The 17,948-nt window shown below is 31.6% G+C and carries 12 protein-coding genes; all 12 read left to right on the top strand.

Annotated elements, in window-relative coordinates:
• The first annotated feature begins 13 nt into the window (after positions 1–13).
• The 12 genes from ACFQ1R_RS09550 (at position 14) to nadD (ending at position 17,942) form a co-directional block, all read left to right on the top strand.
• On the top strand, positions 14–325 hold the full coding sequence (locus ACFQ1R_RS09550) for a DUF6730 family protein (RefSeq protein ID WP_311935806.1): 312 nt from the start codon (positions 14–16) through the stop codon (positions 323–325).
• Positions 326–502: 177 nt separating this feature from the next.
• On the top strand, positions 503–3,229 hold the full coding sequence (locus tag ACFQ1R_RS09545) for a hybrid sensor histidine kinase/response regulator transcription factor (protein WP_379925945.1): 2,727 nt from the start codon (positions 503–505) through the stop codon (positions 3,227–3,229).
• A 353-nt stretch (positions 3,230–3,582) separates the two neighbouring features.
• Positions 3,583–4,911 (top strand): sugar porter family MFS transporter, encoded by a 1,329-nt coding sequence (locus tag ACFQ1R_RS09540; RefSeq protein WP_379925944.1) that lies wholly within the window; start codon positions 3,583–3,585, stop codon positions 4,909–4,911.
• A gap of 4 nt (positions 4,912–4,915) precedes the next feature.
• The gene (locus ACFQ1R_RS09535) at positions 4,916–6,535 is read left to right on the top strand and encodes a glycoside hydrolase family 32 protein (RefSeq protein WP_379925943.1); all 1,620 of its coding nucleotides are present in this window, start codon (positions 4,916–4,918) and stop codon (positions 6,533–6,535) included.
• An 11-nt stretch (positions 6,536–6,546) separates the two neighbouring features.
• Positions 6,547–9,648 (top strand): SusC/RagA family TonB-linked outer membrane protein, encoded by a 3,102-nt coding sequence (locus tag ACFQ1R_RS09530; protein ID WP_379925942.1) that lies wholly within the window; start codon positions 6,547–6,549, stop codon positions 9,646–9,648.
• 18 nt (positions 9,649–9,666) lie between these two features.
• A complete protein-coding gene (locus ACFQ1R_RS09525) occupies positions 9,667–11,361 on the top strand; it encodes a RagB/SusD family nutrient uptake outer membrane protein (protein ID WP_379925941.1) in 1,695 nt (564 codons plus the stop codon).
• A gap of 24 nt (positions 11,362–11,385) precedes the next feature.
• Complete coding sequence (locus tag ACFQ1R_RS09520; protein ID WP_379925940.1) at positions 11,386–12,801, top strand: DUF4960 domain-containing protein; 1,416 nt, start codon at positions 11,386–11,388, stop codon at positions 12,799–12,801.
• A 1-nt stretch (position 12,802) separates the two neighbouring features.
• Complete coding sequence (locus ACFQ1R_RS09515) at positions 12,803–14,341, top strand: glycoside hydrolase family 32 protein (protein WP_379925939.1); 1,539 nt, start codon at positions 12,803–12,805, stop codon at positions 14,339–14,341.
• A gap of 146 nt (positions 14,342–14,487) precedes the next feature.
• Positions 14,488–15,372, top strand: a complete 885-nt coding sequence (locus ACFQ1R_RS09510; protein ID WP_311935780.1) for a carbohydrate kinase family protein — start codon at positions 14,488–14,490, stop codon at positions 15,370–15,372.
• A gap of 448 nt (positions 15,373–15,820) precedes the next feature.
• Positions 15,821–16,678 (top strand): YicC/YloC family endoribonuclease, encoded by an 858-nt coding sequence (locus ACFQ1R_RS09505; protein WP_379925938.1) that lies wholly within the window; start codon positions 15,821–15,823, stop codon positions 16,676–16,678.
• 85 nt (positions 16,679–16,763) lie between these two features.
• Positions 16,764–17,354: a guanylate kinase gene (gmk, locus tag ACFQ1R_RS09500; RefSeq protein ID WP_379925937.1), complete on the top strand. Its 591-nt coding sequence runs from the start codon at positions 16,764–16,766 to the stop codon at positions 17,352–17,354.
• A 9-nt stretch (positions 17,355–17,363) separates the two neighbouring features.
• Positions 17,364–17,942, top strand: a complete 579-nt coding sequence (gene nadD / locus ACFQ1R_RS09495; protein ID WP_379925936.1) for a nicotinate (nicotinamide) nucleotide adenylyltransferase — start codon at positions 17,364–17,366, stop codon at positions 17,940–17,942.
• Positions 17,943–17,948: the final 6 nt, after the last annotated feature.

Here is a 17,948-nt window from a genome sequence, read left to right as displayed (position 1 = left end):
AAACAGGATAATCATGACAAAACTAGAAGAATTATCTGCTTTATTGGTCAACGAGCTTCATGAATTTAATAAGAACATTGAAAAATTGGAATCAATCAGCCAGCAATTAAATGACCTGAAAATCCAAATGGATATGTCGGAATATAAAACTCTCTTTGCTGACCATCAAAAAGAAATAACGACACATAAAAGCATGATAGAAGGTTTTGAAAGCCGCTTTAATGATAAAATTAAGGAGGCTAAAATTTATCCTACTTGGGCGGTGGTGGTTTTTATAATTGCCCTGTTGTTTGGTTTTTGTTCAATAATTTACGGAGCTATCTAAAAAGTGTTTAACAATTTATTGTTTTTTTAAACATCTTTTTAGATGTTATGATTCATAATTGTCAATATAAAAGGGGTAGTGTTAAAAATACTTTTATTAATTTTCGAATAAAATAAATATCAGGGAATAGTTCCACTAAATATTTTTTACATTCGATAAACATACCATAATAAAAAAATGAAAGAGATTAACTTGTCAAATATTTCAAAATCAATCTTTCTTATAGCTGTAATTTTAATTTTAGGATGTTCTAAAGGTTCAGAACCAAAAAAGTACAAAATAGGATTTTCGCAATGTATTAGTACTGATGATTGGAGAAAATCAATGGATCATGAAATGAAAGTGGAAGCTTCATTAAATGAAGAAATAGATTTAAATATTTTTCAAGCTAATGGAAATATAGAACTTCAAAAATCACAAATTGAGTTCATGATAAGTAATCGTTTTGATGTAATTATTGTTTCTCCTCTAAGTTCAGAACCATTAGTTCCAATAATTGAAAAAGCTTATGATAAAGGGGTTCCTATTATTATTGTAGATCGTAAAATTAATTCACAAAAATTCACAGCATATATTGGAGCCAATAACATTGACGTTGGTCGTACTGCCGCAAATTATATAGCTTCACAAAATGAAAAAAAAATCAATGTTTTAGAATTAAGAGGAGGTGATGATTCTTCACCAGTTATAGAACGACATTCTGGGTTTAATCAAGTAGTTAACAATGAGCCAAATATAAATGTTTGTTGTAGTATTAAAGATGGAGATATTGGCCGAAGAATACCTCAAATCATAGATTCTTTAAATGTGAAACCAATTAACTATGTCTTCGCATTTAATGATGGAATTGCTTACAATACTTGGAAAATTTTTAAATCTAAAGGAATTGAAAAAACTATCAAATTTATTGGTGTAGATGGTTTAAATGGTGAAAATAATGGTATTCAATTAGTACAAAAAGGGATATTGGCTGCAACTATATTATATCCAACAGGTGGTGATGAAGCCATAAAAATTGCCATAAAAATTTTGAGAAAAGAAAAGGTTCCCAAAAACAATATATTGAGTACCACCGTAATTGATTATAGAAATGCTGAAATTATGAAAAATCAGTATGATAAAATTAATAAACATCAAAATGACATAGAAATTCAACAAGAAAAAATAAAAAAACAAGAACAAACATATACCACGCAAAATAAAACATTGAAATTGGTTCTAGGATTGTTAATCATTAGTATATTTTTAATAATACTTACTATTTATTCATGGAGTTTGATTAGAAGAAAAAAACGCCAATTAGAAATAAGCAATAAAAAGATTCTAGTTCAAAGAGATCAGATAAAGACCAGTAATGATGCTCGGTTAAATTTCTTTACAGGATTATCGCATGAGTTTAAAACACCAATTACTCTTATTTTATCATCTATTGAATCCATAATTGAAGATAATATTAAGAGAGATTTTAAACTAAAAAACGAATTGGGTTTAATTTTTAATAATTCCAAGAGATTACTTAGACTAATTAATCAATTATTGGACTTTAGAAAAGTTGAAGACAGAAAATTTATTTTAAGAGCCTCAGAAACAAATATCTTCAATTTTACTAATAGTATCTATAGGGATTTTGAGCGTGAAGCCATAAAGCGTAATATAGATTTTCAAATACATAGTAATAATGAAGATTTGCTTGTTTACATAGATAGAAATCTAATGGATAAGGTGTTTTTTAATTTGTTATCAAATGCCTTTAAATTTACCCCAAATAATGGGAAAATTTCTATTGATATTATAGATAATAAGACTACCAATTTTGTCAATATTCATTTTAAAGATTCAGGAATAGGTATTCCAGAAAATGAACTAAAAAATGTTTTCAAACCCTTTTTTCAAGGTTCAAATAATAATAATCTTAGTTCTGGTATTGGATTACATATTTCTAAAGAGTTTATTGATCTTCATAAAGGAAAGATTGAAATCAAGTCTAATAATGGTGTTGAGATAATTATAGTGCTTTATAAAGATAGAACTCACCTCAATAGTAATCAAATTGTTTTTGAATCCGATAACCTTGAAAGTCCTAATTTAAATTTTATTACAGATTATGATGATGATTTTACACCTATAATCCTCAATAAAAATGAAAGCGAGAGATTTAGTATTTTGATTATTGAAGATAATTCTGATTTAGTAAAGTTTTTAAGAAATAAACTATCACAAGTATATGAGATACACGAATCGGATGGTCATGATGGAATTGAGAAAGCTTTCGAAATCATCCCCGATATTATAATTTGTGATGTTAACTTACCTATTAAAAATGGTTTTGAAATTTGTGAAATTTTGAAGAAAGATTTAAGAACTTCTCATATCCCAACCATTATTCTAACAGCACTAAGCAATAAAGAATCATATATTAAAGGTTTAGAGTCAGGTGCAGACTTGTATTTAACTAAACCGTTTAGTTTATCTATACTGTTCCAATCTGTAAAAACCTTATTGTATAATAGAGAAAAACTAAGATATTATTATATTAATAATATTCATAAGTTAAATGAGAACCATGATTTTATTGCAACTGAACAGGATTTCCTTCATAAAATGAATGCTATAATAGGTGTGAACCTTGATAACTCTAATTTCACAGTTGAAATTTTAGCTGAAGAACTTGGAATATCAAGAGTGCAGTTATACAGGAAAATAAAAGCTATTTTGGATATTAAAGTTAGTGATTATATCCAAAATATAAGATTAGAAAAAGCAGAGGAAATGCTAAAGAATAATTTAGATCTATCCATTTCTGAAATTGCTTATTCTACAGGATTTTCTTCTCAGACTTATTTTTCTACCAGTTTTAAAGTCAAATTCGGGGTAACACCTAAGCGTTTCAGAGATAAGTTATAAACCAATTTTAACTTCAAATTATATATTCAATACTATTTGAGCTATTTGGGTTGTAAGTTATTATTTTGATTAAGATTAATTGAGGGTTCAATAACATCTAGGTCAAAATTTTATCATATTATAATTTCCTGTTATTACTTCTATGTAACATTTCTTTAAAAACCACTTTAGAAATGTAAAAAAAGTATCTTCTAAAACATGTTTTTAATTAGTAACTAATTGTTTTTTAGGTAGTTGTGTTTTTTTTATTAAATTTTTATTCTATGTAACAAATTTTAACCCTATTTCATTTATGGCTGCATAAATTGCCATTGGGAAATCAAAATCCCAAATAACTAAACTAAATACACCACATGAACAGAAAGATATTGATATGGTCTATTACCGCAGCTTTGGCTGGTTTCCTTTTTGGATTTGACACAGTAGTTATATCGGGCGCAGAAAAAAAATTACAACTATTATGGGGTTCTTCAGATATGTTTCACGGTGTTATTGTTATAGGAATGGCACTTTGGGGGACTGTAATTGGAGCCTTTTTTGGAGGAATACCAACTAATAAATTAGGAAGGAAAAACACCTTAATCTGGATAGGTGTACTATATACCATTTCAGCCATTGGTTCTGGTTTAGCAAACGACCCTTGGACATTTGCTGTTTTTAGATTTATTGGAGGCTTAGGCGTAGGAGCTTCAACTATTGCGGCACCAGCATATATATCTGAAATTGCGCCAGCGAGGGATAGAGGTAAACTAGTGGGTCTTTATCAATTTAACATTGTATTTGGTATTCTTATAGCCTTTTTATCAAATTACTTATTAAATAATGTGGGCGAAAACGCTTGGCGTTGGATGATAGGTGTCGAAGCTTTTCCTGCTGCTATTTACACAATATTTGCTTTAACAATTCCCAAAAGCCCACGTTGGTTACTTACCAAATTTAGAAATAGCGAAGCTATAGGAGTACTTAAAATTATTAATCCAGATCAAGATCCAGAAAAGCTCATGTTAGAGATTAAGGATGAGATGGAAAACACCGTGCCTAACGAAAATATATTTCTTAAAAAATATAGATTCCCTTTGATTTTGGCTTTTTTAATAGCTTTCTTTAATCAACTATCAGGTATTAACGCATTATTGTATTATGCTCCAAGAATTTTTGAAGAAGCAGGTCTTGGTGAAAGTACAGCCTTATTAAGTAGTATAGGAATAGGAGTTACCAATATGATTTTTACACTATTAGGTATTATTCTAATAGACAGATTAGGACGAAAACAATTAATGTACATATGTTCATTTGGTTATATAATTTCATTGAGTCTAGTTTCTGCTGCCTTTTTTTTTAGTTGGGAAGGTAGCATTGTACCCATATTACTGTTCATGTTCATAGCATCACATGCTATAGGACAAGGAACTGTGATATGGGTATTTATTTCAGAAATTTTCCCTAACCATCTAAGAGGCTTTGGGCAATCATTTGGTAGTTCAGTGCATTGGGTGCTGGCAGCAGTTGTGCCTTCTTTGGTCCCCATATTATTTTCTACCATTGGAGCAGGCATGGTATTCTTGATTTTTGCCATAATGATGGTACTACAATTACTATTTGTGATTTTTATGATGCCAGAAACGAAAGGAGTATCTCTGGAAGAATTAAGCAATAAACTAATTAAAGAACGAAATATATAAGCCTATGAAACGTATTAATAATCCAAAATTTGTCATAACTATTTTGTTGTTATCATTATTTGTTAGTTGTAAAAATAAGACAGAAGAAAGTCAAATTACAGAAAACAAATCAGATAAAACAACATATTCAGAAGAAGATCTTTATCGCCCAAACTTTCATTTTACACCTAAAAAAGGTTGGATGAATGACCCAAATGGGATGTTCTATAAAGATGGGTTTTATCATTTATATTTTCAGCATTATCCAAATGGAAATACTTGGGGGCCTATGCACTGGGGGCATGCCATAAGTACAGATATGGTAACATGGAAAGAAATGCCCATAGCAATATATCCAGATGAAAAAGGATATATCTTTTCAGGAAGTTCTGTTGTAGATGTTAATAATAGCTCAGGGTTTTCCAAAAATGGTATTGCGCCCATAATTGCCATGTTTACTTATCATGATATGGATGGTGAAAAAGCTGGTAAATTAAATTACCAATCTCAAGCCATTGCATATTCTTTGGATGAAGGACAAACGTTTACTAAATATTCTGAAAATCCAGTAATTAAAAACCTAGGCATTAAAGATTTTAGAGACCCTAAAATGTTTTGGGATTCCATACATAAAAAATGGCTAATGGTATTGGCTGCAGGTCAAAAAATCATGTTTTATAGCTCTTTAAATTTAAAAGATTGGAAACTAGAGTCTGATTTTGGCGATGGTATAGGAGGCCATGGTGGAGTTTGGGAATGTCCAGATTTATTCCCAATGAAAGTTCAAGGAACAGATGAAGTTAAATGGGTATTACTTGTTAGTATTAATCCTGGTGGCCCCAATGGTGGTTCTGCAACGCAATATTTTATTGGTGATTTTGATGGTAAAAAATTTACTATTGATGCTTCTTTTGAAAATGACCTAAATAAATCTGAGTATAAATCTATATGGATTGATTATGGCAAGGATAATTATGCGGGTGTAACCTGGTCCAATATCCCAGATAGCGATGGCAGAAAATTATTTGTGGGATGGATGTCCAATTGGGATTATGCCAATGTAGTACCTACTGAAAGATGGAGAAGTTCCATGACGGTAGCAAGGCAAATTGAACTTCAAAAAGAAAATGCTAGTTATAGATTATTATTTCAACCAGTAAAAGAATTAACCAAGTATAAAAGTACAAAGTACAAAAAGGAAGATATTGCCATTAAAGCTCTTACAAAAATTATTGATTCTGATGCTATTGATTTATCCAGTGTGGAAATCCAGTTTAAAATTTCAGATTTAAAAAACAGTGGTTTTACCTTCAAACTTACAAATAAACAAGACGACACCTTAGCTTTTGGATATAATACTAGCGATAAAAACTTTTTTGTAGATAGAAGAAAATCTGGAAAAACAGCATTTTCAGAAAAGTTTGCAGATCGTATTTCTGTTGCTAAAAGAACGTCAACTAATGTCAATATATCGGGTACGATTATTCTCGATAAGACATCTATAGAACTGTTTTTTGATAATGGAGAAACAGTCATGACAGAAATATTTTTTCCGAACTCACCATTCGATAAACTAAGTATTGAACCTAAAGATCAAGAATTTATTCTTGACAATATTGAAATTCACAAACTAAATATTAACTAAATTAAATTAAAATGAAATTAAAACAACTTTTATTTCTGCCTGTATTTGCTCTTATAGGCATGTTGGCACAAGCTCAGGTAAAAGGTGCTGTTACCTCCCAAGAGGACGGAATGCCGCTACCCGGAGTATCTGTTATTATATCTGGCACTACGCAAGGAGCTGCTACAGATTTTGATGGTAATTATGTACTTGATAATGTTGATGCAAATGCGATATTGATTTTTAGTTATATAGGCTATAAGACAGTCAATATTCCAGTAAATGGGCAAAAAACAATTAACATTAAGTTAGAAATAGATAAAAATGAGTTAGATGAAATTGTTGTTGTCGGATATTCAAGCCAAAAAAAGGCAGACATTACTGGTGCTGTGGCGGTAGTGGATATGGATGAACTGAATAAACAAGTAGAACCAAATCCAGTAAAAGCTTTACAAGGGCGGATTCCTGGGGTTCAAATTAGCACAGATGGATCACCTAGTGGGGGAAATACAGCCATATTAATTCGTGGTGTTGGAACTCTAAATAATACATCACCCCTATTTGTTATAGATGGTGTGCCTACAAAATCTGGTATGCATGAGTTAAACCCTAATGATATTGCTTCCATACAGGTTTTAAAAGACGCTTCTTCTGCAAGTATTTATGGGTCGCGAGCATCCAATGGGGTTATTATTATAACAACAAAACAAGGAAAGAGTGGAAAGATGAGGGTTGAGTTTAGTTCCTACCTAACTGCATCTTCTTATGCAAACAGATTAGATGTTCTAAATGCTAAAGAATACGGAGAAGTACTTTGGCAAGCCAATATTAATGATGGTCTGAATCCTAATAATAATAATTTGAGTTATAAATTTGATTGGAGTTTTGACTCAAATAATAATGCTGTACTAGATTATATTACAGTTCCAGAATTTTTAGATAATGAACAAACTTTAAAATCTTCTGATACAGATTGGTACGATGAAATATCACAAACTGGAATTGCTAGTTCTTATAATTTAAATGTTTCCAATGGTACCGAAAAAGGTAATTATTTGTTTTCCCTAGGGTACTTAGATAATGAGGGTATTGTTAAAAATTCAAATTTTGAACGCATTTCTGCACGTTTAAACACCAGTTATAAACTTTTTAATAATAAACTTGAAATAGGCGAAAACTTATCACTAAATAAAACGGAGGAACTTCAAATTCCTGGGGTATTAGATTTAGCGTTGAAAGCGTCTCCAATTATTCCAGTAAGAACTGTTGATGGTGAAGGATGGGGTGGCCCAATTGGAGGTATGAATGATAGACAAAATCCTGTTCGTTTGCTGGATGCGAACAAATATAATAGTTATCAATACCATAGATTATTTGGTAATGTATTTGCGAATTTGGAAATCGCAAAAAATTTGAATTTCAAAACAAACTACGGGTTAGATTATGCTAATTTTTATAAAAGGTCATTACAGTTCAGTTATCAATCAGGCTATTTAAAAAATGACCAAAATGCAGTTAATATTGAAAACTTTAGAAGCACCAAGTTTACATGGACTAATACTCTTAATTATAAACTTAATGTAAAAAAACATAACATAGAAGCATTTATTGGTTCAGAAATGTTTAAAGATAAATTTGAAAATACTTTTTTAAGGGCTGAAGATTTTACAATTGAAACCCCAAGCTTTATGTTTCCTGATGCAGCAACTGGTCAAAGAACTAATTCAGGATCAGAAACAGCCTATACCTTAGTATCATATTTCGGAAAAATAAGTTATGATTTTGATGGTAAGTATTTATTCTCTGCAACGCTAAGACATGATGGTTCATCAAGATTTGGAAGGAGCAATCAGTTTGGTACATTTCCTGCTTTTTCAGGAGGTTGGAGAATCAGCAATGAAAAATTTATAGAAGATAATTTCTCTAAGATATCAGATTTGAAATTTAGGGTAGGATGGGGTCAGACAGGAAATCAAGAAATAGATAATAGCGCAATTTATTCGTTATATGTAGCTGATTATGCAGGAGGAGATCCAACATGGAGTACATCTTATGGAACAGCTTATGATTTATTTGGCCAAGGTTCAGGTTTATTACCATCTGGATTTAGATCGACTCAAATTGGTAATGATAATTTAAAATGGGAAACTACTACGCAATTAAATTTTGGTCTTGATTTTGGGTTTTTTAACCAAAAACTTTATGGTTCAATAGATTATTATAAAAAAGAAACTGAAGATATTTTGGTTTTACCACCGTATTTAGCAGCTATAGGTGAAGGAGGAAATAGATGGGTAAATGGTGCTAGCATGGAAAACGAAGGTCTGGAATTTTCAATAGGTTATAGAAATGAAACTTCAGGAGGTTTTACTTATGAAATCAATGCTAATATTTCATCAAATAAAAATAAAATAACTAAGCTTCCAGAAGAGGTGAAAAATAATTATGGGGGTAATGGTGGTGACGATAATATTTTGGGAAGACCATTAAATTCTATGTATGGTTATGTAGCAGATGGATTGTTTACAACAAATGAACAGGTATTGAACTCGGCCGAACAACAAGGAAAAGATTTGGGGCGCATTAGGTATAGAGATTTAGATGGAAATGGTATTATCAATGATCGTGATAGGACTTGGATAGGCATACCTTATCCTGATTATGCTTATGGTTTAAACATAAATCTAGAATATAAAGATTTTGATTTCACCATGTTTTGGCAAGGTATAGGAGAAGTCGCTATTGTAAATCAACTTAAATATCAAACTGATTTTTGGAGTGTGGATGATATAGGCTCAAACAAAGGCTCACGTCTTTTAAATGCTTGGTCTCCAAGTAATCCAAATTCTAGTATTCCTGCATTAACAACTATTGACAAAAATGCTGAATCCCGTTTTTCAACTTATTTTATTGAAAATGGCAGTTATCTTAAATTACGAAATGTTCAGTTGGGATACTCTTTGCCAGGTTCTATTTTGGATAAATACGCCTTAAATAAGTTTAGAATTTACCTTGGAGTTCAAAATTTGTTAACTATTACAACTTCAGGATTCACAGGAGTTGACCCAGAAAATGCTGGGTTTGGATACCCTTTGCCTTTAACATCAACCCTTGGTTTTAACATAACATTTTAACAATAAAAAATATTTATCATGAAGAATATAAAATATTTATTTGGATTCATTCTGTTAGTCATTACTACTGGATGTTCTGATTTTTTGGAAGAAAGTCCTAGATCAGTTTTGTCTGAAGAAGAACTTATTACTCCAGACAATATAGATGGATTTGTGACGGCAGCTTACGCTTCTTTGGGTAACGATCATTATGACATACCATTTAGTTTATGGCCTTATGGAAATGTAAGGTCTGATGATGCCTATAAAGGAGGTAGTGGACCTAATGATATTCAAGTATTTCATTTTTTTGAAATATCTGAAAATATAAGGACAGACTTTGGGGAATTGGATAAGTTCTGGTTTAATAGTTATATAGCTATTTCTAGAATTAACAGAGCCATAAGAAATTTGAATAAAATAAGTGCGAGCGATTTCCCTTTGAAAGAAACAAGGATTGCTGAAATGAAATTTTTGAGAGGACATTTTTATTTTATGCTTAAAATAATGTTTAAATACATACCTTATATAACTGAAGACATAGCTATTGAAGATTATGGTACTATCTCAAACAGAGATCTTACAAATGATGAATTATGGGATGCTATCGCTGGAGATTTTCAAGCAGCAACTGAAGGCCTTCCAGTTTCACAACAAAACATTGGAAGAGCAAGTAGAACTGCAGCTTATGCTTATCTAGCAAAAGTTAGGCTTTATCAAGCTTTCGAACAAGATGATGATAATAAAGTAACAAACATTAATCCGGCTAAATTACAAATGGTAATTGATGCGACCAATAACGTGTTGGGTCAGGGATCTCTTGAGCCTGATTTTGCAAATAACTTTTTGCCAGGTGATTATGAAAATGGGTCTGAATCTATCTTTGCTATTCAATATACAGATAGTGACAATACACTACATGGAAGGTTAAATTTTTCTGATGTATTATCGACTCCTCAAGGACTTGGTTGTTGTGATTTTCATAAACCGAGTCAAAACCTTGTAAACGCTTACAAAACGGATGCTAATGGTCTTCCATTATTCAATACATATAATGACGCAAATGTTGATTATAACAATTTGAACAGTGTTAAGGTTGATCCGCGTTTGTATCATACAGTAGCAATACCAAATTTACCATATAAATATGATAATGATTTTATTTATGTAGAAGGTTGGGTTAGATCTCCTAATCCTTACGGCTATTATGCTTCATTAAAAGAAAATGTATCACCAAACTGTGGTAGCTGCTTTGTAAACATTGATCCGTTTTATGGAAACTCAAAGAATAGAATTCAAATTCGATATGCCGATGTCTTACTTATGCGTGCTGAAGCATTAATAGAATTGGGTCAGTTTAACGATGCCTTACCTATAATAAATCAAATAAGAAATAGAGCGTCTCAAAGCACCGGCTTTATTGGATATGCAAACAATTTAAATGTAAGCCCATATATAAATGGTGTTAATTGTACTTGGACGCAAGATTTTGCGAGACAAGCTTTAAGGTGGGAACGTCGATTGGAGTTTGCCATGGAAGGAAGTCGTTTTTTCGATTTAGTACGTTGGGGAATTGCTGCAGAAACACTCAACAAATATTATCTAGAGGAAAAGGATGAGGTTGAATATTATAGTGGTGCTAAATTTGATTCAGCTAGAGAGGAGTATTGTCCAATTCCTCAGGCACAAATCAATTTTAGTAAGGACGTTTACAAACAAAACAAAGGATATTAAATTAATCTGTTAAAAAATAATATTATGAAACATACATTAAACATAATAAAGATAACAATATTAAGCCTATTTGTTATCATAAATTATTCTTGTTCTCAAGATCGTGAAATAGAAGCTGCTGCTGATGCTATAGTTCCTTCAGTAGAAAATTTAAATGTTGAATTAGTTGGTGATATTGCTACAGTAACATGGAGTAATCCAACATATACAGGAAATGTTACGACAGTATTAAAACACAACAACGGATTGGAATTACTCGATTTTTCAAAATCAAGTTATGAATTTGAAATTCGTGAAGTTAATATAGAATACTTTTTTACTCTAAAATTAAAAGATAATGATACAGGAAACTTCTCGTTAGGAGAAACGGTTAGTATAACTAGAGAAGGACCACGACCAGTTTTAAATTTTGCTGGCACACAAGAAGAAACTAATGTTATTTTGACATGGGGTATCCAAGACACTAATATTACCGGTATAAAATTAACAATTGATGGTTCTGAAGTGATTGATTTGCCAAGTAATGTTACAACATACACGCTTGAAAATGCGGAACTTAGAGAATATAGTTTTAAAATAAATACTATTAATTCACAAAATCAAGAATCACCATCTAGAAACTTAATTTTTAAGGTTGGGAAAACTAAAATAGGTTACCTAGGTTTAGCACCAGATGTTGCTTCAATTAGTGATGATGATGAAATGGCATCAGCTGCATGGCTTTTCGAAAACTATCCAGATGCGGAATATATCTCATTTGCCGATATAGATAACGGAAAAGATTTAAGTGAGTTTAGAGTGCTTTGGTGGCATTATGACAAAGATGATGATAACCCAGCACTTCCATCTGTAGCATTAAGCGCAAATGTAGTTTCTGCAATTACAAATTTTCATGCTAATGGAGGAGGGCTATTACTTAATACACACGCTATAGAATATTTATGGACAATTGGAAGAATTACAGATAATATAGGGAAACTTAAAGGAGCAGGTGCTGGATTTTCTAATGGAGACACATGGTCTGTTGGGATAAATATTGGTCTTGTGCATGATGAAAGCACTCATCCGATTTATCAAGGGGTAGAAATTATACAACCAGATGAGCGAAAAATAATTCCATTAATAGGACCAGGATACAGAGAGGATCATAATTTCGTTTTATGGATAGGAGATTATTATGGTATTGGTAACGCTAATGAGCAGGTGTATTCGAATTTATTTAATGATGCAAAACTTAGAATTCTTGGAGTTTGGGATGGAATTAGAGATTATTGGATGATGGCTAATTTTGAAGCAATGCCAAATGATGAATTTGAGGGGACTGCTATTGCGATTGGAATAGGTGCTTTCGAATGGAATCAAAACGACGGAACAAATCTTTATCAGGATAATATAGAGACTATAACAAAGAATGCATTAGAATACTTAAAAACCAAATAATATGAATATGATAAAAGTTATTAGAATATTATTGCTTGCTAGTATAATAATTTTATTCCAAAACTGTAATGAGGATGATATATCATCTAATTCAAATGCTGAATTAGTAACAGTTGGAGATAATGAATATAGACCGGAATTTCATTTTACACCACGAAACAACTGGATGAATGATCCTAATGGAATGGTTTACTATGCAGGTGAATATCATTTGTTTTATCAATACAATCCCAATGAAAGTGTTTGGGGGCCTATGCATTGGGGGCATGCAATTAGCAAAGATTTAGTTAATTGGGAAGAATTGCCAATTGCTTTGTATCCTGACAATTTAGGAAACATTTTTTCTGGTAGTATTGTTGTTGACAACAACAACACGTCTGGGTTTAAATCGGGTAGCGAGAGTCCTTTAGTGGCTGTATTTACGCATCAAAATCCAGAAAACAATAAGCAAACCCAGAGCTTAGCTTATAGTAATGATAAAGGTAGAACTTGGACTAAATATGAAAACAACCCTGTTTTGGTAAATAATGACAAAGCAGATTTTAGAGATCCTAAAGTATCTTGGCATGAAGGAACACAAAAATGGGTAATGGTACTTGCAGCAGGTGATGAAATTATGTTTTACACCTCATCCAATCTAAAAAATTGGGTATATAAAAATAGTTTTGGAAAAAATGTAGGAGCACATGGTGGTGTTTGGGAATGTCCAGATTTGTTTAAAATTAAAGATGCAAACGGTCAAGAAACATGGGCGTTATTGGTTAGTATTAATCCTGGAGGTCCTAACGGAGGCTCTGGAACACAGTATTTCTTAGGGGATTTTGATGGTGAAACATTTACCTCTTCTCAAGCAGAAACTTTATGGTTAGATTACGGAACGGACAATTATGCTGGTGTAACTTGGAGTAATGAGCCAAACAATAGAAATTTATTCATGGGATGGATGAGTAATTGGTCATATGCTCAAAATGTTCCAACCTATAGTTATAGAAGTGCAATGACATTCCCAAGGACGTTACATTGGCAAAAAAATAATGGGAAAAGCATAATTGTAAGTAAACTGCCAACGGAGATGATCTATGCAATTGGTGGTAAAGTTGTTGAAAACAATAATGCTGGAAGTAGATTTGAATTGCTGAATGATGAAACATTGGGAGAAGGTAAATTCTACCTAGAAACTACTATAGATTTTAGTGCTATTAATGAAGCAAAAATTGAATGGGGTAATAAAAGCTCAAGCGTTGTTATAAAATATAACAAAATTAAAGGTGAATTAATCTTAAATAGAGCAGAATCTGGATACAAATTTAACAACTTGAATAGTAATATTTTAAAATGTCCATATGTGTTACCTGATTCGAATCAGTTAAAAATAAATATGCTGGTCGATAAGTCTTCAATGGAAATTTTTCTTAATGATGGTGAACGGGTTATAACAGCTTTGGTATTTCCATTAGCACCTTTTAAAAATTTAGAGATTACTGCTAACGAGGAAATACAATTTATTGAACAGATTAAAATTAATAAATTGTCAAAGTAGCATTGCTTAAAAAGGCAGCATTAAAATATTTACCGTTAAAAGAACAAAGTAATAATATAGAGTTTGAGTTAGTTTTTTTATTTAGTTATTTAAATTCCAGAAGATATTAGTGGTTTTAATATCTTCTGGATTAAATTAATATTGATATGTCAAAAATCACATGTTTCGGAGAAGTGTTGTGGGATGTATTCCCAACCCATAAAAAAATAGGAGGCGCACCTTTAAATGTTGCAAATAGATTGCAATCATTAGATAATGAGGTTACTATGATCAGTGCTATAGGTAATGGAGAAAATGGTGCTAAATTACTTAACTATATTAAAGATGTTGGTATTGATTCAAGTTGTATACAAGTACATAATGAATATAAAACCGGAAAAGTAAAAGTGATGCTGAACGAAAAGGGGTCTGCTTCTTATGACATTAAATATCCAAGAGCTTGGGACAAAATCAGATTAACAGAAGTGAATAAAAAAGCTGTAAAAAGCTCGGATGCATTTGTTTTTGGGAGTTTAGTGGCAAGAGATGATAGTTCTAGAAGCACCTTATATGGCCTCATTGAGTTAGCGAAATACAAAATATTCGATTTAAATTTAAGACCACCTTACTATACAAAAGACGTTTTGTTTCATTTAATGGATAAGGCCGATTTTATTAAGTTTAATGATGATGAACTTTTTGAGGTATGTAAATACATGGGCTCTAAATTTAATTCGCTGGAACAGAATCTTATGTTTATTTCAGAAAAAACAAATACAAAACAAATCTGTGTAACAAAAGGGTCGCATGGAGCTGTTTTGCTATACGACAATAAATTATATTACAATAGTGGTTTTCTTGTAAAAGTTATTGATACTGTAGGTGCAGGAGATTCATTCTTGGGCACTTTAATCAGTCAATTATTAAATAATGTAAATCCTCAAAAAGCAATAGATTTTGCTTGTGCCGTAGGGGCATTGGTGGCGCAAAGCGAAGGTGCGAACCCAGTTTTGTCGAGATCTGATATTGATGCTTTTATAAACCCACATTGATAACTGATTAAGTTCAGAATTAAATACAAGAATGATTTCTTAATAGAAAAAAGAAAAAATTTAGCTTAGCTCAGACAAACGAAGAACCTTATCCAAATTATCACAGGTATTTTAAAATATTATTATAATTAAGTTTATAACAGAAGGATGCAAATTCAATTAAAATCATGTCAAATTCAACTAAATGAGTTAAATTATTGTTAAAAAGGGGCTAATTCGGTGTCAGTAAATTTCACACCCTCTTAAAGACCTTTAAAAACACAGGTTTTCCCATTTTTGGTTAGTTCCGCCTTGAGTACAAAAACGTAATTATCTAAATAATAGATGGTTGCGTTTTTTTTATTTCAAAAACAACCCATACAAAAAATGGTTAAAACGCATACAAAGTTTAAAGTGTTTTCTATACCTTAAGTTTTAATTACATTTGCATAACTTAAAACATCGGTTTATGATATATTCAATGACAGGTTACGGAAAATCTGTATTGCAATTGCCCACTAAAAAAGTGACAATAGAGCTAAAATCTCTAAACAGCAAAAGTTTAGACTTAAATGCCAGAATGCCTTCAATATATAGAGAAAAAGAACTTTCTATTAGAAAATTACTAGCCGATTCACTTGAACGTGGTAAAATAGATTTTTCTATATATGTTGAAGCTACTGCCGAAGACACTTCAACACAAATAAACACACCTGTTGTAAAACAATATATTGAACAACTACGACAAGTGGTAGATGGTGATGCTATTGAACTATTAAAAATGGCAGTGCGTTTTCCCGATGCTTTAAATACAGTTCGTGAAGAAATTGACGAAAATGAATGGCAAATAATAGCTAAAGAAATTGATAAAGCTGTTGAAGATTTAAACAGTCATCGTTTAGATGAAGGCAAGGTTTTAGAGCAAGAATTTAACAAACGTGTAACCATAATTAGCAATTTGTTAGATCAAGTAATTGTTATGGATCCTGAACGTGTTGATGGTGTGCGCGAACGATTACTAAAAGGTGTTGAGGAATTAAAAGAGAAATACGATGAAAATCGTTTTGAGCAAGAATTGGTATATTACATTGAGAAATTTGATATTACTGAAGAAAAAGTGCGTTTAAAAAATCATTTAGATTATTTTATAGAATGTATAAATTCTAAAGATTCTAACGGAAAAAAATTGGGTTTTATTAGTCAGGAAATGGGACGCGAAATAAATACAATTGGTTCCAAAAGTAATTATGCACCTATGCAACAATTGGTGGTACAAATGAAAGATGAATTGGAAAAAATTAAAGAACAATTATTAAACGTGCTTTAAAAAGCATTATGCTATACGCCATATGCTTTAAGCCTACATTTAGCTTAAAGCCTATAGCCTAGGCATAGAGCAAAAACATATATTAGTGACACAGCAAAATACCACAAAACAAGGCAAATTAATAGTGTTTTCAGCACCATCAGGTTCTGGAAAAACAACCATAGTAAGGCATTTATTAGGTTTAAAAGAATTAAACTTAGAGTTTTCAATATCTGCGGCTTCGCGTGAAAAACGCGGTAACGAAGTACATGGAAAAGACTACTATTTTTTATCGCTTCAAGAATTTAAAAGCAAAATAAAAAATGATGCCTTTTTAGAATGGGAAGAAGTATATCGAGATAACTTTTACGGTACTTTAAAAACGGAAGTTGAGCGTATTTGGGCTATGGGCAAAAACGTAATTTTTGATATTGACGTTTCAGGTGGTTTACGTATAAAACGAAAATTTCCTGAACAAACCTTAGCCATATTTGTAAAACCACCAAGTATTGATGAGTTAAAAATTCGTTTAAAAAATCGTAAAACAGAAACTGAAGATAAGATAAACATGCGCGTAGCCAAAGCTTCGGCAGAATTAGCAACGGCACCACTTTTTGATGTTATTGTGGTGAACGACGATTTGGAAAAAGCACTAAAAGAAGCCGAAAAATTGGTGAGTAATTTTGTAAACTCTTAAAAACGCCACATGAAAATCGGTTTGTATTTTGGTTCTTTCAACCCCATACATATTGGGCATTTGGTTATTGCTAACCATATTGCCGAATACAGCGATTTAAACGAAGTTTGGTTTGTAGTAACACCACACAACCCATTTAAAAAGAAAAGTACATTACTTGATAATTACCAACGCTTAGAAATGGTTTACCGTGCTGCTAAAAATTACCAAAAACTAAAACCTTGCGATATAGAATTTAGTTTACCGCAGCCCAATTACACCATAAACACGCTCGTATATTTACAAGAAAAACACCCTGATTATCAGTTTTCATTAATTATGGGTGAAGACAATTTAGATAGTTTTCATAAGTGGAAAAACTACGATGTTATACTTGAAAACCACGATATTTATGTGTATCCAAGAGTTTCTGAAGGGAAAACACCAACACAATTTGATGGACATAAAAAAATTCATCATATAGATGCTCCTATTATGCAACTATCTTCCACTTTTATACGTAATGCTATAAAACAAGGCAAAAACGTAAAACCTATGTTGCCTGAACATGTTTGGGAATACTTGGATGAAATGAATTTTTATAAATAGGTATTT

This window comes from Mariniflexile jejuense (genome assembly GCF_042675665.1).
GTDB classification, from domain to species: Bacteria; Bacteroidota; Bacteroidia; order Flavobacteriales; family Flavobacteriaceae; genus Mariniflexile; species Mariniflexile jejuense.
The sequence above is the reverse complement of the archived record's forward strand: the minus strand, read 5'-3'. Positions and strand labels throughout refer to the sequence as shown.